This is a genomic window from Mycoavidus sp. B2-EB (genome assembly GCF_014218255.1).
Lineage (GTDB): Bacteria > Pseudomonadota > Gammaproteobacteria > Burkholderiales > Burkholderiaceae > Mycoavidus.
Genome location: NZ_AP021872.1, coordinates 1,744,861 through 1,764,198, shown reverse-complemented (window position 1 = coordinate 1,764,198; position 19,338 = coordinate 1,744,861). Strand labels below are relative to the sequence as shown.

At 50.4% G+C, this 19,338-nt stretch carries 18 protein-coding genes and 1 pseudogene; 5 read left to right on the top strand and 14 right to left on the bottom strand.

The features are described from left to right. The first annotated feature begins 439 nt into the window (after positions 1-439). Entirely contained in the window at positions 440-1,927 is a 1,488-nt protein-coding gene (locus tag MPB2EB_RS07875) for a DASS family sodium-coupled anion symporter (protein WP_185181774.1), read from the top strand. Here the strand turns inward: MPB2EB_RS07875 and fliO are convergent. The 4 genes from fliO to MPB2EB_RS07855 all read right to left on the bottom strand — a co-directional run bounded on the left by fliO (position 1,924) and on the right by MPB2EB_RS07855 (position 4,509). Beyond that, a complete protein-coding gene (gene fliO / locus MPB2EB_RS07870; protein ID WP_185181773.1) occupies positions 1,924-2,307 on the bottom strand; it encodes a flagellar biosynthetic protein FliO in 384 nt (127 codons plus the stop codon). The two genes, MPB2EB_RS07875 and fliO, sit on opposite strands and share 4 nt — an antisense overlap. A 26-nt stretch (positions 2,308-2,333) precedes the next feature. After that, complete coding sequence (locus MPB2EB_RS07865) at positions 2,334-3,104, bottom strand: ferredoxin--NADP reductase (RefSeq protein WP_185181772.1); 771 nt, start codon at positions 3,102-3,104, stop codon at positions 2,334-2,336. Between the two features lie 104 nt (positions 3,105-3,208). Then, positions 3,209-4,021, bottom strand: coding sequence for an endonuclease/exonuclease/phosphatase family protein (locus MPB2EB_RS07860; RefSeq protein ID WP_185181771.1), 813 nt, complete (start codon positions 4,019-4,021; stop codon positions 3,209-3,211). Next, positions 4,018-4,509, bottom strand: coding sequence for a hypothetical protein (locus MPB2EB_RS07855; protein WP_185181770.1), 492 nt, complete (start codon positions 4,507-4,509; stop codon positions 4,018-4,020). The genes MPB2EB_RS07860 and MPB2EB_RS07855 overlap by 4 nt, the downstream gene beginning before the upstream one ends. Positions 4,510-4,768: 259 nt before the next feature. Here MPB2EB_RS07855 and MPB2EB_RS07850 point away from each other — a divergent pair, with 259 nt between their 5' ends. Further along, positions 4,769-5,911: a branched-chain amino acid ABC transporter substrate-binding protein gene (locus tag MPB2EB_RS07850; protein WP_185181769.1), complete on the top strand. Its 1,143-nt coding sequence runs from the start codon at positions 4,769-4,771 to the stop codon at positions 5,909-5,911. Between the two features lie 408 nt (positions 5,912-6,319). After that, positions 6,320-6,631 (top strand): H-NS family nucleoid-associated regulatory protein, encoded by a 312-nt coding sequence (locus MPB2EB_RS07845; RefSeq protein ID WP_185181768.1) that lies wholly within the window; start codon positions 6,320-6,322, stop codon positions 6,629-6,631. Positions 6,632-6,742: 111 nt separating this feature from the next. Here MPB2EB_RS07845 and panB read toward each other — a convergent pair whose 3' ends face one another. The 5 genes and pseudogenes from panB to hda all read right to left on the bottom strand — a co-directional run bounded on the left by panB (position 6,743) and on the right by hda (position 11,027). Then, the gene (panB, locus tag MPB2EB_RS08550) at positions 6,743-7,579 is read right to left on the bottom strand and encodes a 3-methyl-2-oxobutanoate hydroxymethyltransferase (RefSeq protein ID WP_232534523.1); all 837 of its coding nucleotides are present in this window, start codon (positions 7,577-7,579) and stop codon (positions 6,743-6,745) included. 165 nt (positions 7,580-7,744) lie between these two features. Further along, positions 7,745-8,125: pseudogene (gene folK, locus MPB2EB_RS08545) on the bottom strand (2-amino-4-hydroxy-6-hydroxymethyldihydropteridine diphosphokinase); the annotation flags it as partial. Between the two features lie 11 nt (positions 8,126-8,136). Continuing rightward, positions 8,137-9,609, bottom strand: coding sequence for a polynucleotide adenylyltransferase PcnB (gene pcnB, locus MPB2EB_RS07835; protein WP_185181766.1), 1,473 nt, complete (start codon positions 9,607-9,609; stop codon positions 8,137-8,139). Then, on the bottom strand, positions 9,606-10,289 hold the full coding sequence (locus MPB2EB_RS07830; RefSeq protein WP_185181765.1) for an HAD family phosphatase: 684 nt from the start codon (positions 10,287-10,289) through the stop codon (positions 9,606-9,608). Before MPB2EB_RS07830 ends, pcnB begins: the two co-directional genes overlap by 4 nt. Before the next feature lie 9 nt (positions 10,290-10,298). After that, the gene (hda, locus tag MPB2EB_RS07825; RefSeq protein ID WP_185182709.1) at positions 10,299-11,027 is read right to left on the bottom strand and encodes a DnaA regulatory inactivator Hda; all 729 of its coding nucleotides are present in this window, start codon (positions 11,025-11,027) and stop codon (positions 10,299-10,301) included. Between the two features lie 128 nt (positions 11,028-11,155). Between hda and purM the strand changes: the two genes are divergently transcribed. Continuing rightward, on the top strand, positions 11,156-12,208 hold the full coding sequence (gene purM, locus MPB2EB_RS07820) for a phosphoribosylformylglycinamidine cyclo-ligase (protein ID WP_185181764.1): 1,053 nt from the start codon (positions 11,156-11,158) through the stop codon (positions 12,206-12,208). Here the strand turns inward: purM and fic are convergent. The 3 genes from fic to mutL form a co-directional block, all read right to left on the bottom strand. Further along, complete coding sequence (gene fic / locus MPB2EB_RS07815; protein ID WP_185181763.1) at positions 12,205-13,287, bottom strand: protein adenylyltransferase Fic; 1,083 nt, start codon at positions 13,285-13,287, stop codon at positions 12,205-12,207. The two genes, purM and fic, sit on opposite strands and share 4 nt — an antisense overlap. Before the next feature lie 176 nt (positions 13,288-13,463). Beyond that, positions 13,464-14,450, bottom strand: a complete 987-nt coding sequence (miaA, locus tag MPB2EB_RS07810; protein WP_185181762.1) for a tRNA (adenosine(37)-N6)-dimethylallyltransferase MiaA — start codon at positions 14,448-14,450, stop codon at positions 13,464-13,466. Beyond that, the gene (mutL, locus tag MPB2EB_RS07805; RefSeq protein WP_185181761.1) at positions 14,447-16,402 is read right to left on the bottom strand and encodes a DNA mismatch repair endonuclease MutL; all 1,956 of its coding nucleotides are present in this window, start codon (positions 16,400-16,402) and stop codon (positions 14,447-14,449) included. The genes miaA and mutL overlap by 4 nt, the downstream gene beginning before the upstream one ends. A 274-nt stretch (positions 16,403-16,676) precedes the next feature. Between mutL and MPB2EB_RS07800 the strand changes: the two genes are divergently transcribed. Further along, entirely contained in the window at positions 16,677-17,318 is a 642-nt protein-coding gene (locus MPB2EB_RS07800) for a VTT domain-containing protein (RefSeq protein ID WP_185181760.1), read from the top strand. Here the strand turns inward: MPB2EB_RS07800 and MPB2EB_RS07795 are convergent. After that, positions 17,315-18,787, bottom strand: a complete 1,473-nt coding sequence (locus tag MPB2EB_RS07795) for an N-acetylmuramoyl-L-alanine amidase (protein ID WP_185181759.1) — start codon at positions 18,785-18,787, stop codon at positions 17,315-17,317. The genes MPB2EB_RS07800 and MPB2EB_RS07795 overlap by 4 nt on opposite strands. Then, entirely contained in the window at positions 18,769-19,329 is a 561-nt protein-coding gene (locus MPB2EB_RS07790; RefSeq protein ID WP_185181758.1) for a tRNA (adenosine(37)-N6)-threonylcarbamoyltransferase complex ATPase subunit type 1 TsaE, read from the bottom strand. Before MPB2EB_RS07790 ends, MPB2EB_RS07795 begins: the two co-directional genes overlap by 19 nt. Between the last annotated feature and the right edge of the window lie 9 nt (positions 19,330-19,338).

Here is a 19,338-nt window from a genome sequence, read left to right as displayed (position 1 = left end):
TTCTCGATAGCTATGCTAGATGAGCTGCTGGCTTAGCCGAGAAAGAGCGAAAAAACTTCCAGTGCTTAAGCAAAAAACGTTTAGACGGCTTAGGCGGGCTTCTATTGTGTCGAGGCGTTAGAGCATCATTTTTTTATAAATGAGGCAATCGCCCCGGCACATTTAGGGTGAATTTTAACGCAATTTTGGCGATTAAAGCAGCTCATCCTGGAAACGGGCGCATAGAAAACGCGTTGAATCCGTGTGGAAAATGCGTAAAAAGGTAGAAAGCAGTTAAGCAGTGTGCGAGGTTTTGCTACGCACGCTGCGCAGAAAATGATGAAGTGGACATCGAAAAACTCAAAAATTATAAGCTGATATAAAATTCATCTGTGTAGAGTAATAGATTGCGCTTCAAGTTTGGCGTTGATTGTGACGCTTGGTTTAAAAAGGAAACAGAATGTCTAAATCTTCCGTAGCCGCTCCTAACAAGTCGGCCTTTCCTATTTCCTTGGGCTTGATGGTTGCCTCTATAGTGTTACTCGGCCTGGTTTTAATGCCACCTTTACCGGGTCTGTCGCTAGCCGGACAGCGGATGTTAGCTATCTTGGCGTTTGCGGTGATTGTCTGGATTACAGAGGCCGTGACCTATGAGGTCAGTGCGATATTAATTACTGTGTTGATCGCTTTTTTGATTGGCACTGCGCCGCGGGTGGACAATCCGGACGTGGTTTATGGTACGGCCGGTGCTCTATCAATGGCGTTGGCGGGTTTTTCCGATCGCGCGTTGGCGCTTGTGGCGGCGGCGCTTTTTATTTCCGCTGGCATGACTTCTACGGGTTTTGATAAACGCATCGCGTTAGTTACGCTGTCTAAAATTGGCGCCAGCACGCAGCGCATCATGCTTGGCACGGTGTTGGTGACGGCGGTGCTTTCTTTAGTCGTGCCTAGTGCTACTGCGCGCGGAGCATGCATGGTGCCAATTATGCTTGGGATCGTGTCTGCTTTTGGGTTAGACCGACGCTCTAATATTGCTGCTGGCATTATGATTGTGGTGGCGCAAAGCATCAGTATTTGGAATATTGGGATTCAAACTGCGGCGGCCCAAAATTTACTGACGGTCGGCTTTATGGAGCGGATTTTGGGGCAGCGCGTAACTTGGGGCGAATGGCTGTTGGCCGGTTTGCCGTGGGCGATTGTGATGTCGGTGGTTCTGTTGTATATCGTGCGCAAAATGTTGCCGCCAGAAACGGAGTCGATTCCCGGGGGCGCGGATGCTGTGCGCCGAGCATTGGCGGAGCTGGGGCCGATGACTTCTGCCCAAAAGCGCTTAATGCTGGTTTCGTTGACGTTGCTTGCATTTTGGTCGACCGAAGGTAAGTTGCACTCATTTGATACGACTTCAGTCACCTTTGTCGGACTTGCTCTTTTGCTGATGCCCCGGATCGGCGTGATGGATTGGAAAACGCTTGAAGCCCGGACCCCTTGGGGAACTTTGATTGTATTTGGCGTGGGCATTAGCCTAGGAACGGCTTTGTTAACCACGCAGGCAGGTCAATGGCTTGGGGATCAAGTCGTGCACCATACGGGCATGGATGGGTTGAGTCCTGGTCTGATATTCGCGGTGCTGAGTCTATTTTTAATCGTGATCCATCTAGGGTTTGCGAGTGCGACGGCGCTGACTTCAGCGATGCTGCCAATCTTAATTGCTGTATTGCAGACCTTGCCAGGAGATTTTAATCGACTTGGCTTGACCATGCTGCTGGGCTTTTCCGTAAGCTTCGGTTTTGTTTTGCCGATTAATGCTCCGCAAAATATGGTTTGCTTAGCGACCAATACTTTTACCACGCGACAATTTACCAAGGTGGGTTTCGTCGTGACGGTGGTGGGCTATCTGATGTTATTGGTTTTCTCGCAAACCTATTGGAAGTTTCTGGGTTGGATCTAATTCACGGTAACCGGCGGATCACTGGCGGCGGGCATGGTGTGGAGTGTACATACATTGCCACCTGCCACACCTAGCACAAGCCAGGTACTGCCTATTTCAACGACCATCACTTTTTCTTTTGGCGTAAGAGCGGTACTGCTAACGACTTTAATTAAGCTGGTGCGGCGTAGCGATGGCCGCACGCCAAAGCGGCGGGCCACCCAGGCGCACGCATAGGCAAGCCCAATCACGGCAATCAGCCAAGCAATCGTCTGCGCTACGGAGCTAACGTTCACCGCGCTGGGCAGAGGGCGGCTTTCATTGGCGAAAGCCGTAAGCGGCAGCCATACGGCCGCTGCGAGGGTTTGATATAACGCGCGGCGGACATGAATGCCATACATGATTGAGCTCCGAGAGAGAGTTAAGTTTAATCAACAAATGCCCGTTCAACCACATAATGCCCCGGTTGCGAGTGGGTGCCTTCGATAAACCCCATGGTTTTCAGTAGAGCCCGCGTATCCTTGAGCATATGCGGGCTACCGCATAACATTAAGCGATCACGCTCAACTGAAAACGAGGGTAAATCTGTATCCTCAAATAGCTTGCCGTCTTGAATTAAATCTGTGATTCGGCCGCGATTGAGAAAGGGCTCTCGAGTAACTGTCGGGTAATAGATGAGTTGGTCCCGAATCAACTGACCAATATGTTCATTTTGCGGCAATGACTGCGTAATATATTCTTTATAGGCTAGTTCATCAATAAAGCGGCAAGTGTGGGTCAACACAATGCGTTCATAGCTGCTATAGATCTCTGGGTCTTTGATCATACTCATGAACGGAGCTAACCCCGTGCCGGTTGATAGCAACCAAAGAGTAGAGCCAGGCAATAGATGGTGCGTCACGAGAGTGCCGGTTGATTTTTTGCTGATATAAACGGGATCGCCAATTTTCAGATGTTGCAGGCGTGAGGTGAGCGGGCCATCCTGTACTTTGATTGACAGGAACTCTAAATTTTCTTCGTAGTTGGCGCTAGCCATGCTGTAGGCGCGCACGAGGGGTTTATTGTCAACTTCAAGTCCGACTAGAGTGAATTGGCCGTTATCAAAACGAAAAGAAGGATCACGTGTACAGGTGAAGCTGAAAAGCGTGTCAGTCCAATGGCGGATACTTAATACAGTTTGCTGGGTTAGATTGCTCATGATAAATCGGTCTTAGGTAACAGCACATAGCCTATTAATTAGGGTAGCCTTCATTCTACCCTTTATTGCAAATAAGAGTGATTCTCGTTCCTGATGCTGCGTTTTTATAGCGTTATTTTCTGCTGTATGGGAGTCGGGGGAGCCAGGCGCAAGCGCGCGATATACGGTAGGTGATCTGATAACCAGGCTGCTTTGGATGCGGGGATGAGCTCCATCGGCGTAAATTCACGCACAAACATTTTATCCAACGCTAAAGCTGGCGAGAAAGCTGGAAAGGTTTTGGCGGCTTGTCCTAGTGTCATGGCGACTTCGCATAGACCTAGTGCCTGAAAGATAGGAATCGAATCACTTTTCCAGTCATTAAAATCGCCGGCGAGAATCAGGGGGCCGTTAGGTGCCTCGCGGACAATCCAATGCGCGAGCCATTCCATTTGCCGCAAACGCGCGGCGCGGGTCAGCGCAAGATGGACGCACAGTAATATGACGGGCCGTTGGTTAACGATGGTGCGTGCTACTAGTAGCCCACGTTGCTCAAAGCGATGAGCAGAAATGTCCCAGCGTTCGCCGGGGGTGAGGGGGGAAGAAGAAAGAATCGCATTGCCGTGTCGCCAGGAGGGTTTGTGCACATTGGGTCCAAGTGCGAGATGCAGTTGTAAGGCGGTGGATATTTCAGTGGCGTGGCAATGCCAATCTTCGTCTGCAGTTGTAATTCTGGATTTGTTGCTGGATGTAGATCGGCGCTGTGCCATGACTTCTTGTAAAAAATAGGCATCCGCAGGAATGCGTTGCATCCAACGTCGCATGGCTTGCCAGGTTTGAAACCCAAGCGGCGAACGGCCTTTGTGTAAATTCCAGCTTACGGCAACAAATTCATGCGGATCGCGTGGAGCCGTGTGTAAAGGAAATAGGGATTTCATGCAGGATTAAGGTGGGCCCGCAACCGATAAATGAGCGTGGGGTTGTGTGGGAGAATTTGCCAGTTTGTCCAGCTATCGAAAGGTACGATGAGGGCTGGATGGCTTGCGCTGACGACGCGAGGAGCGGCCGGTGCAGTACAGTTCGATACGACTGCTGAGGTGATTTTTTCGAGTGTTTCGCGCGTCTCAAGCGTAAACATCACCGCTTTGGGGGTCAAATTATCGGGCGTGACGGTAATCGTACGGGATAATTCGAGCGCGGGCTGATTGCAACCGATCTTCGGTTGACCTAGATAGTGTTTGGTTTCAGTATACGATTGGCCGAGAGGGGTCTGGCCGACTAAGCTAGCCACCTGCTGCCCTTCTTGGATAATCTGTAGCTCCCAATGCACGATCGGGGTTGAGGGCTGAGCGCAAGCTAGTGCGCCCCCCCAAAAAAGCAGGCTACATAAGGACGCCATCAGGATTTTAGGAGATAGGCGGTACATAATCCTTTCCACTCAAGGTTGAGCTGAGAATCAGCTTATATCTGCAAATGCAGCATAAAAAAAGCTACTATACTATGCGGCGTTTTGCCATTGCGAGCGCGTCACAATAGTAACAATAACTGAGTCGCTATAGATTCTAAATGACTTGAAATATTGCTTCACCCTCTTAAGCGTTTAACTTACTGCGCAGACTTTAAATTAGACTTCATAGTGAGTAAGAGAGAGCGCTGAGTTTTTGACTTCTAACTGGAGCTTCTGTATGCACAATAAATTTCAAAAAATGTTGCCCATCAGTGCTGCTGTCATGCTGTCTATCGCTTTACCTGTGATGGCGGCGGAGCAGGTGGTCAAAATTGGTCATGTTGCCCCCCTCACAGGCAGTATTGCGCACCTTGGCAAAGATAATGAAAATGGGGCGCGTTTAGCCATTGAAGAGATTAATGCTAAAGGTTTAGTCATTGGCAAAAAGACGGTCACCTTGCAACTTGATGCGCAAGATGATGGCGCTGACCCGCGCCAAGCCACGCAAGCCGCGCAAAAACTGGTCGACGATAAGGTCGTGGGTGTAGTTGGGCATTTGAATTCAGGCACTTCGATTCCGGCTTCTAGAATTTATAGCGATGCTGGACTTGTTCAAATTTCCCCTTCTTCAACTAACCCTCAATATACCCAGCAAGGTTTTAAAACAACTTACCGCGTAGTTGCCACAGATGTTCAACAAGGGCCTGCGCTGGCCCGCTATGCCCAAAGTGCGGGATTAAAAAAGATCGTAGTGGTTGATGATGCAACTGCTTATGGCAAAGGACTCGCCGATCAGTTTAAAAAGGCCGCGCAAGATAAGGAAGGTTTGCACGTTTTGTTGCATGAGGCAAGCAATGATAAAGCAACTGATTTCAGAGCTATTTTGACCAAAATCAAGAAGTTGCGTCCAGATGCTATCTTTTATGGTGGGATGGATGCGACTGGCGGACTGTTCGCATGGCAAGCGAAGCAGCTTCAAATGACGGCCAAAGTACTTGCGGGTGATGGAGTCTGTACTGAGAATTTAGTCAATTTGGCGAAAGATGCGACAGATAATGTCATTTGTTCGCAAGCTGGCATAGCATTGGAAAAAATGCCGGGTGGCGCGGAGTTTGAGAAAAAATATCTAAAGCGTTTTGAGACATCGATTCAGATTTATGCGCCATTTACTTATGAGGCTGTGTACATTATCGTTGAGGCGATGAAGCGTGCCAATTCAATTGATCCCGCAAAGATTTTGATGGAGATGCCTGCGACCAACCGCGTAGGCGTGATTGGCGAAACGCGATTTGATGAAAAGGGGGATTTGAAAGCGCCCGTTATTTCTCTCTACAATTACAAAAATGGAAAAAAGACTCTACTAGAAACTGTTAAGATGTGACTTTTTTGTAAGATGGTTTGCCTGTGCGCCAGGTGAAGATAATGTGAGGTATAATGCCGCCATATGGATATAATAAGCGAGTAGATAGCAACGTTGCGTGAAGTCAAAGGGTTGGCGATTTTTGGTGAATCTTAATTAACGCTTTCGCAATCGTCTAGATACGGAGACGGTTTTTAGATGTGGGCTTGGAGTCAGCATTAAAAATGGCTGGTTAAGCGATTCAAGCTACCCAAAAAAATCAGTTGATGGATTATACGAAGTTCGTTGAAAGAGAAATTAATAAAAATTATTCATTTTTCTTTGCAAAATCAGAATTAATCTGTATATTAACGCCTAATTAATAACTTGAATAGCTGGACTCATAAAAAGTCTGGACGTTCACATTTTAACTTTGGGAAGGAATTTATTATGTCTTCATATGAAGAGTTGCTTGCACAACAAGCAAAATTGGAAAAACAAATCGAAGAAGCTAAAGCTAGAGAATGTGCTGCAGTTATCGATGAAATAAAGAAAAAAATTGCTATCTTTGGCATTACGCTCGATGAGCTTGGCTTAAGTAAGAGAGAGCTTAATCTGAGAAAATCAAAGATGGATAAACAGCGCGTACGTATGCCTGTTGCGCCTAAATATCGTGATCCAAATACCGGTGTAACCTGGTCAGGTCGTGGCAAGCCACCTAAGTGGATTGTGGGCAAAGATCGTGCTTCTTTTCTTATCTAATCTAAAATTAGACTGAGTTTTAGTCAAAAAACTCAAACGGTAGGAGCGCCCCAGATTTTTGCTTGAGGCCTCCCAGCAGTGGGTTTTTTGTCGGCAGCCTGGTTGCTTCGCTCAGAATGTATGCTCGGCTGCTGGAAATACGCCCATTTTAACTTCGCGTACATAAGTTTCGACAGCCGCTTGCAAAATAGACTGATTTGAGGCCTGTTGCGCTTGCACGCTGACGAAATTTTTTGCAAAGCGCGGGCGTTTGCCTGAAGACACCCCTAGCAAATCGTACAGTACGAGCACTTGTCCGGAGCAGTTAGGGCCGGCTCCAATGCCAATCGTAGGAATGAGCAGGGCGTCCGTTAATTGCGCGCCAAGCGCAGTGGGCACTGCTTCTATGACTAACAATTGGGCGCCCGCCTGTTGTAGCGCTTGTGCATCGCTCAGCAATTGCTTAGCAGCGGCTCCGGTTTTGCCTTGTACCTTAAAACCGCCTAATGTATGCACTGATTGCGGTGTTAAGCCAATATGAGCGCAGACTGGAATTGAGCGTTCAACCAGAAACCGCACGGTATCACTCAACCACTTCCCCCCTTCGAGCTTAACCATCTGAGCGCCCGCGCGCATTAGGGTAACGGCGTTGGCAAATGCCTCGGTTGGCGTAGCGTAACTACCAAATGGTAAATCAGCAACGATGAGCGCCTTAGGCTGACTGCGCGCAACGCAAGCTGTATGGTAAGCGAGTTCGGCGACCGTGACGGGGAGCGTAGTGGTATGGCCTTGTATTACATTGCCTAAAGAATCCCCAATCAGTAACACGTCGACTCCGGCCTGATCGAGAAGGGCGGCGAAGCTGGCGTCATAACAAGTTAGCGCAGCGATTTTCTCCTCTTTTCCGCGCATGATTTGCAGGTGCGGTACAGTAATCGCCTTACGTGAAGTTTCTGCTAAATAGTTCATATTGGGTCTGTCAATAAAAGTTGAGCTAGAAAAAGCGCTGCCGAGCGCATCAAATTGGATCAAATCTTTGTCTAAAATCTTATCAATGCGCTGCGCAGCGACCGCTGGCAAAAAGGCATCGGCGCGTCCGCGCTGTGGAATTTCAAAGTTGGCATCCAGTTCAAGTAAAGGCAGCAGCACGAATGCGCGCTCAGTCAAACGCGGGTGTGGAATAATTAGATCGGCGGTGTCAATCGCAAGCTGGTCGTATAACAGAATATCTAGATCCAGCGTACGCGGCGCATTACGGTAAGAGCGCAGGCGGCCAAAGTAATCTTCGCCAGCTGCGCATAATCTGAGTAACTGGAAAGGCGAGAGCGTGGTTTCGAGCGCTAGCGCGCAGTTGTAATAATCATTGCCGCTGGCTTGGACTGGCGCACTGCGGTAAAAGCTAGATCGGGCGCGCAGGGTGACATTTGCTTGCTGGGCCAGCCAGCTGATCGCAGCGTGTAGCGTTTCACATGCATTGCCAAGGTTTGCGCCAAGACCAAGATAAGCGATCGCCATAGTTTGCTTTTTTAGCTCAATTTTTCCACTGGGTTAAGCGTTGATTTGCCCGCATCCTGGGATTCTTTGGGCTTGGCACGGCCACGTCGTCTACGGCGGCGGGGAGAGGATTCCGGTCCGCTTTCTGTGAGCAAGGCCTCGCGCTGGGCGGAATCCGCTGCGATAAAAGCCGTCCACCATTGTGCCAAGGCAGGATCGAGTTCACCTGATTCACAACGCAACAGCAAAAAATCATAAGCGGCTCTAAAACGCGGGTGTTCCAGCAACTTGAATGCGCTGTTGCCGCGCTTTTCAAGGCGAGGTTGCAAGCCCCAAATTTCTTTCATGTCTCCGAGATGGCGCCGTTGAATCGCCAATTTTTTCATCTGCGCATAGAGCGTTTCATCCATTGCGCGATGGAGCGCAGGAATGGGGTACTCATTGGCGGCTTTATACTTTTGCCAGTGCTCGCGTACTTCATGCCATAACAAGGCCGCGAATAGAAAACTAGCGGAGACATATTTACCTGCGCGAATACGCTCATCGGTATTGCTGAGAGCAAGCGTAATAAATTTTTCGCTTTGTGGGTGCTCAAAAGCGGTATCGAGCATGGGCAATAAATCATCATGCAGCCCGGTAGCGCGCAATTGGCGCAAACAGTCGAGTGCTTGACCGCAGAGCAGCAGTTTGAGGGTTTCATCAAACAGCCGAGCGCTCGGCACATTGCCGAGCAATTCGGCGAGGGAGCTAATCGGCTTGCCGGTCGCTTCTTCAATTTCAAAGCCGAGTTTTGCCGCAAAACGTACCACGCGCAACATCCGCACCGGATCTTCACGATAGCGCGTAACGGGGTCTCCAATCATGCGTAAAAGCCGCGCGCGAATATCGGCCATGCCATGATGGTAATCGAGCACCGTTTGCGTCGCTGGATCATAGTACATCGCATTGATGGTGAAATCGCGCCGTGCCGCATCTTCGTGTTGTTGTCCCCAAAGATTGTCGCGCAGAACGCGTCCGCTGGCATCGATTGCATGTAGACGATGGTCTAACTCGCCGCGCCGCGCACGCGCGCTTTGGCCTGCAGGCAGAGGGGCACGGGTTGCAGCGGCGGATGCACTTAAACTGGCCCGGAAAGTCGAGACCTCAATAATTTCTTGCCCGAATGGGACATGAACAATTTGAAAGCGCCGCCCAATTAAGCGCGCTCGCCGAAATAGCTTTTGCACTTGTTCAGGCGTGGCATCGGTTGCCACATCAAAATCTTTTGGCGCCACGCCTAGTAGCAAATCACGTACTGCACCGCCCACAATAAATGCATTGTAACCTTCTTGTTGTAAGGTACTCGTTACGCGCAGCGCATGCCGTGAGATCAAGGCAGAATCGATTTGATGGATACGGGCCGGTACGCTCACCGGTGGTTTTTTATGAGATGCTTGTTTGGCGCCACGATTGGATGCGGGCAATTCAGCTTGGCCCAATAGTTTGCGAATAAATTTTCTAATCACGAGGTTTTGAATAAATCTAAAATACGCCAGCCTTTCGATTGAGCATGAGCACGCAGCTTGTCATCTGGGTTAGTCGCAATCGGAGTGCTGACTTTTTCGAGTAATGGAATGTCGTTGTGTGAATCACTATAAAAATAGCTTTGTTTAAAACTTGTCCAATTTTTATCGAGCGACTGTAGCCAAGCTTCAGTACGTATGATTTTACCTTCACGATAACTGGGCAAGCCATCAATTTCGCCTGTATACGCAGCAGTCGGATCGTCATTCATCGTGGCGGGCTCAGGTGCGATGAGATGATCAATGCCGAAGGCGCGAGCGATAGGCGTTGTAATGAAACTATTGGTTGCTGTCACAATACAGCATATATCACCAGCGGCCTGGTGGCGCTGGATGAGGGCAAAGGCAGCCGGGTGTAGCGGGGTAATGACTTCTTGCATAAATTGAGCATGCCAGGTGGCTAATTGCGCGCGCGAATATCGCGTCAGCGGCGCGAGCGCATAACGCAGATAGGCATCAATATCGAGCTGGCCTGCTTGGTAGTCTGCATAGAAGCGTTCATTTTTACGCTCAAAATCTGTTGCCTCGACTAAACCCTGGCGTACCGCAAAGCGGCCCCATTCGTAGTCGCTATCTGTTGGTAGCAACGTATGGTCAAGATCAAATAGAGCAAGGTTCATCATACCGGCATTTTACTCGAAGCACGGAGCTGCGGTGAGCACCGTCGTTTCTTGATTCGATAACATGGCGCGGAGTAAGGGTAGGGTGATGGGTCGGTGTTGTTCCAAAGAAAAACGGTCAAGCGCATCGAGCAAGCCGATTAAGGTTTGCATATCACGTCTGAAGTGCGCAAGTAGATAAGGCAGCACATCTGCCGCGAGGGCGATGCCGCGCGCTTGAGCGGCGCGCTCGAGGGCGGCTATTTTGCCCACATCATCGAGTGGTATAAGCTGGTATACCAGCCCCCAGCCCAGCCGGGTACGCAAATCTTCGCGTACTTTGAGTAAGCGTGGAGGCATCTGGCCCGTTGCGATCAAAGCGCAATGCGTATGGGCCTTGACCTCATTAAACAAATTGAAGGCGGCAATTTGCTGGATGGGCGAGAGCATATCGCAATCATCGATTGCATAAAGGGTTACAGCTGGATCAAATTCAAACACAGCTAAGTCCACGCACGGTCCGGCAAGACGAGCATGGCCCGGGCCTGCGCGGTGGCATAGCGCATGCAGTAAATGACTCCGCCCATTCCCGGCTTCACCCCATAGATAAAAAGCCCGCTCAGCGGCATGGCCATTCGCTAGCGCTTCATTCAGTGCGGTAAGCTGTGTCACAAGCTCGGTATTTGCGCCGGTGATGAAATTATCAAACGTAGCGCTAGGCGGGTCCCCGAAATCAAGCAATAACTGGCGCGACACAAATATAAAAGAAAGGCAAAAAATAAAAAATAGAGATAAAACCCACAGTCTGTTATTTATGGAGCGGGAACATCGGTTAAAATCCGTATTCTACCGGACTTCTCGAAACGGTTATTTCCGTTGCGTTGGATTGAATGAATTCATCAAATTTTGCTAAACCCTCGGGCCTGACTTATAAAGACTCAGGCGTTGATATAGAAGCTGGCGATGCGCTGGTTGAACGCATTAAACCGTTCGCTAAACGCACGCTGCGCTCCGGTGTATTGGCCGGCATTGGCGGCTTTGGCGGGCTGTTTGAGGTGCCCAAAAAATATCAAGAGCCCGTTTTGGTATCGGGTACGGATGGCGTGGGCACTAAGCTTAAATTGGCTTTCCAGCTCAACCGGCACGACACCATTGGGCAAGATTTGGTTGCCATGAGCGTGAATGATATTCTCGCACAAGGGGCTGAGCCACTTTTTTTCCTTGACTATTTTGCTTGCGGCAAGCTTGATGTTGAAACCGCAGCGGCGGTGATCCAAGGGATTGCGACAGGGTGCGAGCTCGCGGGCTGTGCCTTAATTGGCGGCGAGACGGCTGAAATGCCGGAAATGTACCCGGTGGGCGAATACGATTTAGCCGGTTTTGCTGTAGGTGCGGTTGAAAAAAGCAAAATCATTGATGGTCATACAATTGCGGCCGGCGATGTTGTGCTTGGCCTGGCCTCAAGCGGTATCCACGCAAATGGCTATTCGTTGGTGCGGCGGATTATCCAGCAAGAGCAAGTTGATTTAGCCGATCAACTGGAGGGCCGTGCATTGGCTGACGCACTGATGGCGCCTACGCGTATTTATGTCAAACCGGTGCTGGCTTTGCTTGAAAAAATAACGGTCAAAGGTATCGCGCATATTACGGGTGGTGGCCTGCTGGAAAATATTCCACGGATGCTAGCGGACCCTTTATGCGCTGAGCTAGATCAGCATGCTTGGCCGTTGCCGCCTTTATTTAGTTGGTTAGCGGAGCGGGGTGGCGTGGCAGATGACGAAATGCACCGTGTATTCAATTGCGGCATTGGGATGGTGCTGGTGGTCTCCGCACAGAATGCGCAAGCGGCGCTAGCTGAGCTTGCCGCCTCAGGTGAAGCAGCCTGGCTGATTGGTAAGATTCGTGAGCGGGCTGAAGGTGAAGCGCAAACGATAGTTACTTAACGCTGGATTAGCAACTTTAAGAAGGCGGGGTTGATAAAAATCTTTTCTCGGCCGGCTTGGGTGGCTTGTAATAAGCCAATATTACATAGCTGCTTGAGATAGATGGAGGCGGTTTGTCTTTGGGCAATGCCCGCCTCAACTACATTTGCAATGCGGCAATAAGGCTGTACAAAAATAAGCTCGGTTAATTCGCGGCTATAAATTTGTGGCGTGTCTCGGCGCATCAAAATGGCAGTTTCTTCAATTAATGATCTGATTGATTTAATAAAATCGGTTGTCCATTGGGCCGTTTGGGTGACTGCATCCAGCATAAAAAGAATCCACTCTTGCCAGCGTTGCTCAGTGGTGACCGCAAGCAGGAGGCGGTAGTACGTCTCCTTAGCGGCAATGATGGCGCGCGATAAATATAGAACTGGGATCTCGAGTAACCCCTGGTCAACTAAATACAGTAAATTCAGCACGCGGCCTGTGCGGCCGTTGCCATCGATAAATGGGTGAATGGCTTCAAATTGATAATGACCGATGGCCATGCGTATGAGCGGATCAATCTCATCCGATTCATGCAAAAATCGCTCCCAGTTGGCTAATTTGTCTCGAATCACGGCCTCGCTTGCTGGCGGTGTATAAATCACTGTGCTGTTCTTATCGTTCATCAGCGCTGTACCTGGCGTGCGTCGAATATCTAATTCAACGCCCTTGATGGTGCGGCACACTTGAACCGCGGTTGCCAGGCTAAAAGGTCGTTGCGCCAAACTCCGAAAGCCTTCATACAGAGCTGTACGATAGCGTAAAGCTTCTTTAGTAGATGGGTCAGCCTGGAGTGCGTGCTCATTGGCGAACTGAAATAGCCGGTCAGTGGTGGTCACAATATTTTCAATTTCTGAACTTGCTTGCGCTTCAAGCAATGGAATACTGTTAATCAACACCGCCTGGTTTGGAATCAATTCACCCGCTTGTTTGAGCTGGGCTAATGCAGCACGGGCTGTAATACACGCCTTCAGAATCGCTTTGGATTCAATCTCTGCGCGTGGGGGCAGGGTGGGCAGCGCGTTATAGGGTGTAAGCGGATCGAATATCATGTGTCGATATTATCGCATTTTATCGACATATAGAACAAATGTGTTTAAAGGGTCGACATATTTCGCCTATTTTCACTACGGAGCAGATGCAGAGTTTGGGCCCAATTTTATTGGTTCGAGCGTCTCGAATGGATCCTGAGCCAGTCAATCGTAGCGAACTGTTTGGTTTACCCCTATTAATCGGTGAGAGGATGAGTACTCCAAATACGCATCGCGGTTTTTATAACTTGTGTGCTGACATCAGGCGCGCAGCAGTCAATCATCAAGCGTTTATCTATTGCGCGCAACCACGTTAATTGTCGTTTACACAGCTGACGCGTAGCGACTATCCCCTGTTCGCGCATCGTGGCCTGGTTGATTTTACCGTCCAGGTACGCCCAGATCTGACGATAACCCACGCAGCGCATGGCGGGTAAGTCTGCATGCAGGTCGCCACGCGCCCGCAAGCGCGTTACCTCAGCCACGAAACCTGCTTCGAGCATGGTGTCAAAGCGTGTTTCAATGCGTTTATGTAATACACCCCGGTCGGATGGTTCAAGTGCAATAGGCAAATAATCATACGGCGCATTCGCATGATCTTTAACCGCCAGCAACTGAGACATCGGTTGCCTGGTGAGTAGCCATACTTCGAGTGCGCGTTGAATGCGCTGCGCATCATTGGGCGCAAGTCTAGCGGCTAGCTCAGGATCACAGGCGGCCAGGCGCGCATGTAAAGCAGGCCAGCCGTCACGCGCGGCTTCACGGTCAAGCGTGGCGCGCACTTGCGGGTCAGCGCTAGGTAAAATAGCGAGGCCGGTAGTCAGGGCTTTGTAATACAGCATGGTCCCGCCAACTAATAACGGCAGTGCTTTACGCGCATAAATTTCGCCAATTAAGCGTTGCGCATCCGCTTTAAAAGCTGCAGCGGAATAAGTCTGGGAGGGGTCAAGGATGTCAATCAGATGATGCGTAACCAGGGCGCGCTCGGCGCTAGTCGGTTTGGCTGTGCCAATATCCATTTCTCGGTACACTAAAGCCGAGTCAAGGCTGATAATCTCAAGCGGCACATGTTTGGCAAGAGCGAGTGCCGCAGCGGTTTTACCCGATGCAGTTGGGCCAAGTAGGCAGATTACAGGGGGATAGGGCGGCTGATCTGGGGCGTGGTGTTGGGTGGCTAAATTCATTGTCCACGCATAAAGAGCCGATCTAGATCAGTGAGTGAGAGCTGATACCAGGTGGGTCGCCCGTGATTACATTGATTGGCGCGTGGAGTCCTTTCCATTTGGCGCAACAACCCATTCATTTCACTCAGCGTTAAGCGTTGGTTTGCTCGCACTGCATGGTGACAAGCCAACGTACCGAGCAGCTCATGTTGGTGTTCAAGTAGCACTCGCGAGCCGCCATGAGCATGAAGGTCCTCTAGCACCGCATGCGCGAGAGCGGATAAATCAGCGTCTTTAAGAAGCGCGGGGACAGCCCGAATAGCGAGCGTGGTTGGAGATTGGATCGTAATATCAAAACCTAGAGCAGAGAGGGTTGCTTGATTTTCCTCGATGGTGCCAATCTCAACCTCGCTGGCGGGGATCGATAATGGAAGCAGCAGGGGTTGCATCGCAATCGAACGTTCAGCTAGCGCAGTTTTGAACTGCTCATAGATTACTCGTTCATGAGCGGCGTGCATATCAACCAGCACCAAGCCAAGCTTATTTTGAGCGAGAATATAAATATTATGTAGCTGGCCGAGGGCGAATCCCAGTGGATGATCTTCTTCGGCCGCAGCGCTGGCAGTGGCGGCTGCCGTAGGGGGGGGCGCGGGTTCAGCGCCAGGCTCGGTTAAATGGGCTGGGCTTAAGGGTGCGGCCGCAGCGCTTGCATCTGGGGGCGTAGACGGAGCAGACGCCGTTTGTGGTGCAGAGCCTGTTGCAGGGCGCGTCGTATTGGGGTCAGCCCTACGCGGGCCAAAAAGTGCGTCATAAACTGCCAGAGGTTGTTCTACCCGAGTTTGAATTGGCAGCGTGCCTTGCCGCATGCGTGCTTGCGGTAGCCAAGGTGGATTGGTTGCCGATTCGCTTGAGGTGGTTAAGCCGCTCAGTGGCGCAAGGTGTGTCGCGTGCCCGCCTGCTGTTGTGGGATGCGAGAGCCCTGCTTGCTGTGCGAGCGTGCGCTGCACTGCATGAAAGATAAATTGATGAATTGCACGAGAATCGCGGAAACGGACTTCAATCTTAGATGGATGCACGTTGACGTCAACCGATTCGGGCGGGACTTCGAGCATCAGCACATAGGCTGGATGGCGTTCTCCATGTAAGACATCTTCATAGGCAGAGCGCACTGCGTGCGTCAGCAATTTGTCTCGCACAAAGCGACCATTGACGAAGAAATATTGCTGATCAGCTCGTCCGCGGCTGGCTGTAGGCAGGCCAACAAAACCATTCAGCGCAATCGGCCCGGCTTGTTCTGCAAGTGGCAAATGGGCCAGAGCAAAGGCGTCGCCAAGAATTTTGGCGACGCGTAGCGAAGCTGATCCAGCATTCCAGTGTTCGACGGCGCGGCCATTATGGTGCACCGAAATGGCAACTTCTGGCCGCGCTAGCGCTGCGCGACGAATCACATCTAAGCAATGGCCGAATTCAGTTTGTTCGCTTTTTAAAAATTTGCGGCGGGCGGGCGTGTTGAAATACAGTTCACAGACCTCGATCGAAGTGCCAATCCCTCCTGCTGCGGGAGCCAGGGCACCGGTTTGCGCATCAATCGACATCGCATGGGGTGCCTCAGCCGTGCGGCTCGTGAGCGATACTTGCGCCACGGAGGCAATTGAAGCCAGCGCTTCGCCACGAAAACCCAGCGTGCGCACGGCTTCTAGTTCTGCCAGAGAATGAATTTTGCTGGTGGCATGGCGCATCAACGCAAGCGGTAGCTCGTCAGGCGCAATTCCGTTGCCATCGTCAACGATGGAGATACGCTTGACGCCGCCCGCTTCAAGTGAAATGCGCAATGATTGTGCGCCAGCGTCAAACGCATTTTCAATTAACTCTTTCACCACCGAAGCAGGGCGTTCAACCACTTCACCTGCTGCAATTTGGCTGATTAATTGATCTGGCAGCGGTTGAATAGACCGTGGGCGTAGGGTTGTCATAGGGCGCAAAAACAAAGAGAATAATTGGAATTATATAGTTGTCTGCGCCGGCGAAAAAAATAGATATATTTGTGCGGAGTGATCTAAGTCGTTGAGAAGTCGCGGGGGAAAGCGTTTTGCCATTTTGAGTCATGCACGAAAGTTGAGCGTCTCAAAGGCTGGCCGGCCAACTTTCAGCGGATGAATTCCCGGTATTAATTTCTGTGCGTGCTGAAAAGATTGCCCCCCTCTAATTCCGGTATGATTGGCTCTTTGCAAATTTCAGGAGAAAGGCTTGGAAACGCTGTTGCATTTTGCTGGAATGTTGCTCCATATAGATCGTTTTTTGGGGACGTTTATTCAGCAATATGGTGCCTGGATTTACGTTGTATTGTTTTTGATTGTATTTTGCGAAACAGGTTTAGTGGTGTTTCCATTTTTGCCGGGTGATTCATTACTCTTTGTGGGCGGGGCTTTTTGTGCCATGGGGGCGATGTCGTTATCGGTTCTGATCGTGCTGTTGTTAATCGCAGCAATCGTTGGAAATACGCTGAACTATCGCATCGGTCATTTTATTGGGCCCAAAATATTTGCCTCGAACTACCGTTGGCTTGATCGCGTTGCTTTGATGAAAACCCAAAATTTCTATGCGCGGCATGGCGGTAAAACAATTGTATTGGCACGTTTTATTCCGGTGGTACGAACTTTTGCCCCTTTTGTCGCTGGCCTATCCAAAATGCGCGCGGCCCGGTTTCAGTTGTTTAATATATCAGGCGCGCTGCTGTGGGTGTTCAGTCTTGTATTGGCGGGGTATTTCTTCGGGAATCTGCCTTTTGTCAAACAATATTTGAATGTGATTGTCTTGGTTGGCGTGGCGACCGCGGCCGTGCCGGTGTTCGTTGGCTGGCTTTGGCAATGGCTGCGGCCCAAGCGCTAAAGCATTTTGTTTTTGGCCAGCGGCGGATTGGCTGAAAAATAACGCTTAATGCCGCGCAAAATCGCATTCGCCATTTGTTCGCGATAGGCTGGAGTATTGAGTTTAGCCTCTTCTTCGGGGTTGCTGATAAACGCAGTTTCCACTAAAACCGACGGAATATCTGGCGCTTTTAATACCGCAAAGCTGGCTTGTTCAACCGCATTTTTATGGAGTTTGTTAATCTGTCCGATTTCGTTAAGCACGTAATTGCCATAGCGCATACTGTCATTGATTTGCGCTGTGGTCGACATATCCAGCAAGGCGTGCGATACCGATTTATCTTGCGTTTTAATATTCACGCCGCCGATTAAGTCGGAGGTGTTTTCTTTATTGGCAATCCACCTTGCGGTAGTGCTGGAGGCGCCATGGTTGGACAATGCAAAGACGGATGAGCCTTGGGCCCTTGGGGTGATAAAGGCGTCCGCGTGAATTGAAATAAATAAATCCGCTTCCACTCGGCGCGCTTTTTGCACACGGACATGTAACGGTACGAAATAATCATCGTCGCGTGTCATCATCGCGCGCATATCCGGTAATGCATCAATTTTGGTGCGTAAGCGGCGCGCAATATCGAGCACTACGTTTTTCTCGTAAGTCCCTTTTTTGCCGATCGCGCCAGGGTCTTCGCCACCATGTCCAGGATCAATCGCAATCGTGAGCAGGCGTACTGTATGTGCTTTAGCCGGGGTTTGTTTACTCAGGCCATATTTATCATCGCCAGCGCGTGTGGAGGGTGTTCGAGCTGTATCTTTAGAAGGAGGCTGTTGCGTGAGCAGATCCGGTGCTTCTGAGGATGAGGCCTCGGCCTTTGTAAAGCGCTCAAAAAAAGCATCGCTCGGATCTAGAGGCGCTGGTGTTCTCGGTCCGGTGAGTGCGGATGGGGTATGCTGAGCATTGGCCATCGCTTTTGCTTCGGTCTTAGCGATTAAATCCAGCAGTGGGTCGGGCGGGATGGCTGGGTATAAATCGAACACCAGTCGATGGCGATAGCGACTAATCGGGGGGAGCGTAAAGACTTGAGGTTTTACGGCATCTTTCAGGTCCAGCACGAGCCGCACGGTATCAGGTGTAAACTGCCCTACGCGTACGTGGTGAATTTGCGGGTCATTCGGCGTGATTTTTGCAACCAGCTCTTTTAGCGTTGTGTCCAGCGTAAGGCCTTGAAAATCCACTACAATTCGCTCGGGTTCTTGTAACAGCCGAGAGGTGTAAGTGAGCGGTTGATCTGACTCTATGGTTAAACGCGTGTAATCTTGAGCGGGCCATACGCGCACGCCAAGAATGGATGCTGCATATGCAGATTTGGGCAATAGACCTAGGAGTAAAACCGAAGCGCCGGCGCATAAGAGCTGACGCCGTCGCCAAATAGGTGGCGTAGTGGCGCTAGATTCAAATGAACGAAAAGGTTTGATTAACATCGAGCAAGGCATTCTTTTCCGGTGTGACTCAGTGCGCGGACCAGCAAACGCCGCCCAGCGCCTGCGAGTTCAAGCGTAAACTCAAGATCGGGTGCGCCCAGCAAGTCTCCTGCCTGTTGCGGCCACTCGATTAGATAAAGTGCGCGCATATTGAAATATTCCCTAAACCCAGCATCAATCCATTCGGTTGGATCAGCGAAGCGATATAGGTCAAAATGGAAAATCTTGAGCGGTAAATCAACATTGGGCAGAGTGGTTTGACTGGAGGTTGCTACGGGTTTGGCAACTTCAAGTGTGTAAGGTTCAACTAATGTGTAAGTTGGGCTGCGCACTCGGCCAGTATAGCCCAGTGCGCGCAGGGTGGCGCGTACGAGCGCGGTCTTGCCCATCCCGAGCTCGCCATAGAGATGGACCTGTAACCCTGGAAAATCTTTGGTGTACAGTGCCATTAGCGCGTGTGCGAAGCTTTCGCCAAGCTTCGCAGTGGCCGCCTCATTAGGCAGCTCAAATACGCGCTCAAGTAGTGAGGCGATTTTAACTGCGGTCGCGCGCATACGTAAAAT